The sequence below is a fragment of the Pseudoalteromonas rubra genome (assembly GCF_000238295.3).
Classification (GTDB): Bacteria; Pseudomonadota; Gammaproteobacteria; order Enterobacterales; family Alteromonadaceae; genus Pseudoalteromonas; species Pseudoalteromonas rubra.
In genome coordinates, this window is the sequence record NZ_AHCD03000042.1 from 1 (window position 1) to 8,428 (window position 8,428).

The following is an 8,428-nucleotide window of genomic DNA, read 5'->3' on the forward strand; positions in this document are numbered from 1 at the left end:
TGCTGGACCTATGACACGGCCTTGTTCAGCGAAGCACACATTGACACCCTTAATCGACACCTTGGCACCTTACTGACGACGCTGACACACAGCGACAGTGCGAGCCTGCTCGCTCAGGCACCGGGCACTCTGACCTTGCTTTCTGATACAGAGCAGCAGGCCTTGCTGGTATCACCAAATCAGAGCGAACAAAATTATGATGCCACACTGAGCATTCATCAGGCCTTTGAGCAACAAGCTGCGGCAGCGCCTGAAGCAACCGCGCTGGTGTTCCAGAACCAATCCATCAGTTACGCCGAGCTAAACCAGCGGGCCAATCAGCTGGCCCATTACCTGCTGAGTGAGCAGCACATCACACCAGGGACCCTGATTGGGGTATGCAGCAGCCGCTCGGTAGAGATGGTGGTGAGCATACTGGCGATACTCAAAGCCGGTGGCGCGTATGTGCCACTGGACCCGAATTACCCGGCCAGTCGCCTGAGTTATATGGCAGTCGATGCTGGCCTGAAGCAAGTGATTGGGTTTGGCAGTGGTCTGGCTGTGACTCAGAGCCTGATGAGCGAACAGGCAGGCACCGCCATAGATATTGCGGGCCTTGAGTTGGATGATTATCCGCTGCACAACCCCGCTCTGGATGAGGTTAGCAGTGACAGTCTGGCTTATGTGATTTATACCTCAGGCTCAACGGGTCAGCCCAAAGGCGTGCTGACCCCACATCGTGCGGTACAGCGTCTTATTAGCACGCCGCATTTTATGACGCTGGACAGCGACACGGTATTCCTGCACAGCGCCAACATTGCCTTTGATGCGGCAACCATAGAGCTGTGGGGACCTTTACTCAATGGCGGACGTTGTGTGCTGTATCCGCAGGACCAGCTGGACATTCATGCACTTAATACACTGATTGATAGTCAGGCCATTAACAGCATGTGGCTGACGGCCGGTCTGTTCAGTGAGTGGAGCCATCACTGTGACGGTCGTACTTCTCTGCGTTATGTACTGGCTGGCGGCGACATAGTCCACGGCGCTGATGTGATGCGGGTGCAGCAGGCATTACCGCAGGCACAAGTCATCAACGGCTATGGCCCGACGGAAAACACCACCTTCAGCTGTTGTTACGCGATACCGACATTACATGAAAGTCAGGATATTGCCATTGGTACGCCGCTGAATGGCGATCAGGCCCTGGTGCTGAGTGATGACCTGAGCCTGGTACCGTATGGCAGTGTGGGTGAATTGTGTGTAGGTGGCGACGGTCTTGGCACAGGGTTATCTGAATCAACCTGAGCTGACGGCCGAGCGCTTTATTGACAATCCATTTTATGACCCCGAGGTGGCAGGCAGCTCGAAACGCTTGTATCGCACCGGCGATTTAGTGCGCTACCTAACTGATGGCAACCTGGCCTTCGTGGGTCGTGCCGACGACCAAATTAAAATTCGCGGCTTCCGGGTTGAACTGGGCGAGATAGCTCAGCAGCTGAGCCGCCAGACACAAGTAGACAGTGCACTGGTGCTGGCCAAAAACGGCCCGGCAGGCACCTATTTAGTGGCGTACATCCAGCCAGTTGAGGCCATCGCAGAGCAAGCACAGCCAGAGTTTATGACTCAGATGCTGGCCACGCTGGCACAAACCTTACCGGATTACATGGTGCCAAAGCTGGGTGTGGTGATTGACGACTGGCCACTGACGGCCAACGGCAAAGTAAACAAAAAAGTACTGCCCGAAGCGGATACCTCGGCGCTCCATGGTACCTATGTGGCGCCCGCAAATGAGGTTGAACAGGCATTATGCCAGATCTGGGCGCAATTACTGGATTTAGAGGCCGGTCGTATCAGTACCACGGATAACTTTTTTGACCTCGGAGGGCACTCTTTACTTTCGGTAAGACTGGCCGCTGAGCTGCGAGCGCAGCTGGCCGTCGAGTTACCCATCAAAGCGCTGTTTAATGCTGCGACGATTGCAGATCAGGCCCGGGAAGTGGCAGCGCATCACGGTGAAAAGGTTCGTGAACAGATCACTGCACTGCCCAGAGCACTGCAGACTGACCCGCAGCTTGGTGAGCATAGTGCATTGCCACTGTCTTTTGCCCAGCAGCGCCTGTGGTTTATTGATCAGCTCCATAAGGGCTCGGCGCAGTATAATATGCCGGCTGCCTTTGATGTCAGCGGTACGCTGGATCTGACAGTGGTGGAAGCAGTGTTACAAACCATCATTGACCGCCACGAAGTGCTTAAAACCGTTTATCGTGATGGCGAGCAGGGCGCGGAGCAGCTGATCCGTCGGGACGCCCGCTTTACCCTCAGTTATGACGATGTGCGGATGTGCAACGAAGCGCAGCAGCAACAGGCCATCGCCACAGCCATGACGCAACAGCTTAATCAGCCGTTTGATCTGACCAGCGATGTGATGATCCGCGCCGGATATATTCAGATTGCAGACAACGAAGGGGTGTTGCTGTTCAACATGCACCACATTGCTTCCGATGGTTGGTCTATGCAGGTCTTGATTAAAGAGTTTGTCCAGCTGTATCAGGCATACAGTCAGAAGCAAAGTAATCCACTGGCCCCTTTGGCTATTCAGTACGCGGATTATGCGCAGTGGCAACGGGATTACCTCAGTGATGCGGTGCTTGAACAGCAGCTTGAGTACTGGCAGCTGCAACTGGCAGATGTGCCGCCGGTACACAGTTTACCGCTGGACTATCCGCGTCCGGACATTAAACAACATCAGGGTGCCCAGGTTAAAAGCACGTTGAGCAAAGAGGTCGCACAGGGGCTGGCTGCGCTGGCGAAGGCCGAGGGGCTGACGCCGTTTATGCTCCTTCATGGCGCTTTGTCTTTGCTGTTATCGCGCCACAGTAATGCCCGGGATATCGTCATTGGTACGCCGGTGGCCAACCGCATGCAGGCCGAGCTGGAGCCGTTAATTGGCTTTTTCGTCAATACCTTAGTTTTGAATGTTAATACCGCTCAGGCAACCCTGGCGGAGTATCTGGCACACGTTAAAGCCGTCCATCTGGGTGCGCAGTCAAACCAGGATGTGCCGTTCGAGCAGCTAGTTGAGCAGCTGAATGTACCGCGCAGTACGGCGCACACACCGCTGTTTCAGGTGATGCTGACGACCCGCACCGATTATGGTCTGACCGGAGAAGTCGAAGATAGTGCCTGGTCGCTGGGTGGGGCACAGCTGAGTCCTCGCAGCGATGGCTCGGTCGTGGCCAAATTTGACCTGGATGTAAATATGGCGTTGAGTGAGACCGGGGTTGAACTATGCTGGACCTATGACACGGCCTTGTTCAGCGAAGCACACATTGACACCCTTAATCGACACCTTGGCACCTTACTGACGACGCTGACACACAGCGACAGTGCGAGCCTGCTCGCTCAGGCACCGGGCACTCTGACCTTGCTCTCTGATACAGAGCAGCAGGCCTTGCTGGTATCACCAAATCAGAGCGAACAAAATTATGATGCCACACTGAGCATTCATCAGGCCTTTGAGCAACAAGCTGCGGCAGCGCCTGAAGCAACCGCGCTGGTGTTCCAGAACCAATCCATCAGTTACGCCGAGCTAAACCAGCGGGCCAATCAGCTGGCTCATTACCTGCTGAGTGAGCAACACATCACGCCAGACAGCCTGATTGGGGTATGCAGCAGCCGCTCGGTAGAGATGGTGGTGAGCATACTGGCGATACTCAAAGCCGGTGGCGCGTATGTGCCACTGGACCCATTACCTGCTGAGTGAGCAACAGATCACACCTGAAGCCCTGATAGGGGTATGCAGCAGCCGTTCGGTGGAGATGATGGTGAGCATGCTGGCGATACTCAAAGCCGGTGGCGCGTATGTGCCACTGGACCCGAATTACCCGGCCAGCCGCCTGAGTTATATGGCGGTTGATGCAGGTCTGAAGCAAGTGATTGGGTATGGCAGTGGTCTGGCCGTGGCCCAGAGCCTGATGAGCGAACAGGCAGGCACCGCCATAGATATTGCGGCCCTTGAATTGGATGATTATCCGCTGCACAACCCCGCTCTGGATGAGGTTAGCAGTGACAGTCTGGCTTATGTGATTTATACCTCAGGCTCAACGGGTCAGCCCAAAGGCGTGCTGACCCCACATCGTGCGGTACAGCGTCTTATTAGCACGCCGCATTTTATGACGCTGGACAGCGACACGGTATTCCTGCACAGCGCCAACATTGCCTTTGATGCGGCAACCATAGAGCTGTGGGGACCTTTACTCAATGGCGGACGTTGTGTGCTGTATCCGCAGGACCAGCTGGACATTCATGCACTCAATACACTGATTGATAGTCAGGCCATTAACAGCATGTGGCTGACGGCCGGTCTGTTCAGTGAGTGGAGCCACCACTGTGACGGTCGCACTTCTCTGCGTTATGTGCTGGCTGGCGGCGATATAGTCCACGGCGCCGATGTGATGCGGGTGCAGCAGGCATTACCGCAGGCACAAGTTATTAACGGCTATGGTCCGACGGAAAACACCACCTTCAGCTGTTGTTACGCGATACCGACATTACATGAAAGTCAGGATATTGCCATTGGTACGCCGCTGAATGGCGATCAGGCCCTGGTGCTGAGTGATGACCTGAGCCTGGTACCGTATGGCAGTGTGGGTGAATTGTGTGTAGGTGGCGACGGTCTTGCACTGGGTTATCTGAATCAACCTGAGCTGACGGCCGAGCGCTTTATTGACAATCCATTTTATGACTCTGAGGTGGCAGGCAGCTCGAAACGCTTGTATCGCACCGGCGATTTAGTGCGCTACCTGGCCGATGGCAACCTGGCCTTCGTGGGCCGTGCCGACGACCAAATCAAAATTCGCGGTTTCCGGGTTGAGCTGGGCGAGATAGCTCAGCAGTTAAGCCGCCAGACACAAGTAGACAGTGCACTGGTGCTGGCCAAAAACGGCCCGGCAGGCACCTATTTAGTGGCGTACGTCCAGCCAGTTGAGACCATCGCAGAGCAAGCACAGCCAGAGTTTATGACTCAGACGCTGGCTACGCTGGCACAAACTTTACCGGATTACATGGTGCCTAAGCTGGGTGTGGTGATTGACGACTGGCCACTGACGGCCAACGGTAAAGTGAACAAAAAAGCCCTGCCCGAAGCTGATAGCAGCGCGCTTCAGGATACCTATGTGGCACCTGAAAATGACATTGAGCAGACCTTGTGTGAGATCTGGTCTCAGCTGTTGGGCATAGCGCATCAGGACATCAGCACGCAAAGCCACTTCTTCAACCTGGGCGGCCATTCGCTGCTGGTCGTGAAACTGGCAACTCAGGTGCGTGAAACCTTCAACATTGAGTTCAGTATTCAGGAGCTCTACGACGCAACCAGGATCTGCGATCAGGCGGTCCACATTGAATATTTGCAGCTTAAGTCTAATCGCGACACGCAAACAGAAGCGTGTGAAGAGCTGGAATGGTAACCACGGCGTCCGACATTTAATCGACAGAATTTTAAGAAGAAAACAATGAATACAATTAAAAAGTTAATCATAGAACTAGAAAAACAGGGCGTCAGTTTTTATCTCGACAATGGCAAGCTCAAGTCAAAAGCCAGACAAGGTGCAATCACACCTCAGATAGCCGCTCAGGTAAAACAAAATAAGGCGGCATTGATTGAATTTTTAGCCTCAGAGCAACAGCAAAATACTCAGGTGCGCGCTAAAGTCACGCCCAGAGTCGCATCGGGTATCGCGCCGCTGTCTTTTGCCCAGCAGCGCCTGTGGTTTATTGATCAGCTCCATAAGGGCTCGGCGCAGTATAATATGCCAGCTGCCTTTGATGTCAGCGGTATGCTGGATCTGACAGTGGTGGAAGCGGTGTTACAAACCATCATTGACCGCCACGAAGTGCTTAAAACCGTTTATCGTGATGGCGAGCAGGGCGCGGAGCAGCTGATCCGTCGGGACGCCCGCTTTACCCTCAGTTATGACGATGTGCGGATGTGCAACGAAGCGCAGCAGCAACAGGCCATCGCCACAGCCATGACGCAACAGCTTAATCAGCCGTTTGATCTGACCCGCGACGTGATGATCCGTGCCGGGTATATTCAGACTGCAGACAACGAAGGGGTGTTGCTGTTCAACATGCACCACATTGCCTCCGATGGCTGGTCGATGCAGGTCTTGATTAAAGAATTTGTCCAGCTGTATCAGGCATACAGTCAGAAGCAAAGTAATCCACTGGCCCCTTTGGCCATTCAGTACGCGGATTATGCGCAGTGGCAACGGGATTACCTCAGTGATGCGGTGCTTGAACAGCAGCTTGAGTACTGGCAGCTGCAACTGGCAGATGTCCCGCCGGTACACAGTTTACCGCTGGACTATTCGCGTCCGGACATTAAACAACATCAGGGAGCCCAGGTTAAAAGCACGCTGAGCAAAGAAGTCGCACAGGGGCTGGCTGCGCTGGCTAAGGCCGAGGGGCTGACGCCGTTTATGCTCCTTCATGGCGCTTTGTCTTTGCTGTTATCGCGCCACAGTAATGCCCGGGATATCGTCATTGGTACGCCGGTGGCCAACCGCATGCAGGCCGAGCTGGAGCCGTTAATTGGGTTTTTCGTCAATACCTTAGTTCTGAATGTTAATACCGCTCAGGCAACCCTGGCGGAGTATCTGGCACACGTTAAAGCCGTCCATCTGGGCGCGCAGTCAAACCAGGATGTGCCGTTCGAGCAGCTGGTTGAGCAGCTGAATGTACCGCGCAGCACGGCGCACACACCGCTGTTTCAGGTGATGCTGACGACCCGCACCGATTATGGTCTGACCGGAGAAGTCGAAGACAGTGCCTGGTCGCTGGGTGGGGCTCAGCTGAGTCCCCGCAGTGATGGCTCGGTCGTTGCCAAGTTTGACCTGGATGTAAATATGGCGTTGAGCGAGGCCGGGGTTGAGCTGTGCTGGACCTATGACACGGCCTTGTTCAGCGAAGCACATATTGACACCCTTAATCGTCACCTGGGTACTTTACTGACGACGCTGACACACAGCGACAGTGAGAGCTTGCTCACGCAGGCACCGGGCACTCTGACCTTGCTTTCTGATACAGAGCAGCAGGCCTTGCTGGTATCACCAAACCAGAGCGAACAAAATTATGATGCCACACTGAGCATTCATCAGGCCTTTGAGCAACAGGCTGCGGCAGCACCCAAAGCAACCGCCCTGGTGTTCCAGAACCAATCCATTAGTTACGCCGAGCTAAACCAGCAGGCTAATCAGCTGGCCCATTACCTGCTGAGTGAGCAGCACATCACACCAGGGACCCTGATTGGGGTATGCAGCAGCCGCTCGGTAGAGATGGTGGTGAGCATACTGGCGATACTCAAAGCCGGTGGCGCGTATGTGCCACTGGACCCGAATTACCCGGCCAGTCGCCTGAGCTATATGGCGGTTGATGCTGGCCTGAAGCAAGTAATTGGATATGGCAGTGGTCTTGCAGTAGCCCAGAGCCTGATGAGCGAACAGGCAGGCACCGCCATAGATATTGCGGGCCTTGAGTTGGATGATTATCCGCTGCACAACCCCGCTCTGGATGAGGTTAGCAGTGACAGTCTGGCTTATGTGATTTATACCTCAGGCTCAACGGGTCAGCCCAAAGGCGTGCTGACCCCACATCGTGCGGTACAGCGTCTTATTAGCACGCCGCATTTTATGACGCTGGACAGCGACACGGTATTCCTGCACAGCGCCAACATTGCCTTTGATGCGGCAACCATAGAGCTGTGGGGACCTTTACTCAATGGCGGACGTTGTGTGCTGTATCCGCAGGACCAGCTGGACATTCATGCACTCAATACACTGATTGATAGTCAGGCCATTAATAGTATGTGGCTGACGGCCGGTTTGTTCAGTGAGTGGAGCCACCACTGTGACGGTCGTACTTCTCTGCGTTATGTACTGGCTGGCGGCGACATAGTCCACGGCGCTGATGTGATGCGGGTGCAGCAGGCATTACCGCAGGCACAAGTCATCAACGGCTATGGTCCGACGGAAAACACCACCTTCAGCTGTTGTTACGCGATACCGACATTACATGAAAGTCAGGATATTGCCATTGGTACGCCGCTGAATGGCGATCAGGCCCTGGTGCTGAGTGATGACCTGAGCCTGGTACCGTATGGCAGTGTGGGTGAATTGTGTGTAGGTGGCGACGGTCTTGCACTGGGTTATCTGAATCAACCTGAGCTGACGGCCGAGCGCTTTATTGACAATCCATTTTATGACTCTGAGGTGGCAGGCAGCTCGAAACGCTTGTATCGCACCGGCGATTTAGTGCGCTACCTGGCCGATGGCAACCTGGCCTTCGTGGGTCGTGCCGACGACCAAATTAAAATTCGCGGTTTCCGGGTTGAGCTGGGCGAGATAGCTCAGCAGTTAAGCCGCCAGACACAAGTAGACAGTGCACTGGT

At 54.5% G+C, this 8,428-nt stretch carries 4 protein-coding genes; all 4 read left to right on the forward strand.

What is annotated here, in order from left to right:
- Positions 1-1,287, forward strand: a 1,287-nt coding sequence (locus PRUB_RS26635) for an AMP-binding protein (RefSeq protein ID WP_198452390.1), incomplete at its 5' end; no start/stop codon positions are given.
- Positions 1,259-3,745 carry a condensation domain-containing protein gene (locus PRUB_RS26640; protein ID WP_198452391.1) on the forward strand — a complete coding sequence of 829 codons (2,487 nt, stop codon included), beginning with the start codon at positions 1,259-1,261 and terminating at the stop codon, positions 3,743-3,745. The genes PRUB_RS26635 and PRUB_RS26640, both read left to right, overlap by 29 nt.
- Complete coding sequence (locus tag PRUB_RS26645) at positions 3,714-5,447, forward strand: non-ribosomal peptide synthetase (RefSeq protein WP_198452392.1); 1,734 nt, start codon at positions 3,714-3,716, stop codon at positions 5,445-5,447. The genes PRUB_RS26640 and PRUB_RS26645 overlap by 32 nt, the downstream gene beginning before the upstream one ends.
- A 45-nt stretch (positions 5,448-5,492) precedes the next feature.
- A partial coding sequence (locus tag PRUB_RS19635; RefSeq protein WP_198452393.1) for a non-ribosomal peptide synthetase occupies positions 5,493-8,428 on the forward strand: 2,936 nt, incomplete at its 3' end.

Bases quoted from the DNA above. Each gene is read 5' to 3' on its own strand.
- PRUB_RS26645 (WP_198452392.1), top strand. From the start codon at position 3,714: ATGTGCCACTGGACCCATTACCTGCTGAGTGAGCAACAGATCACACCT.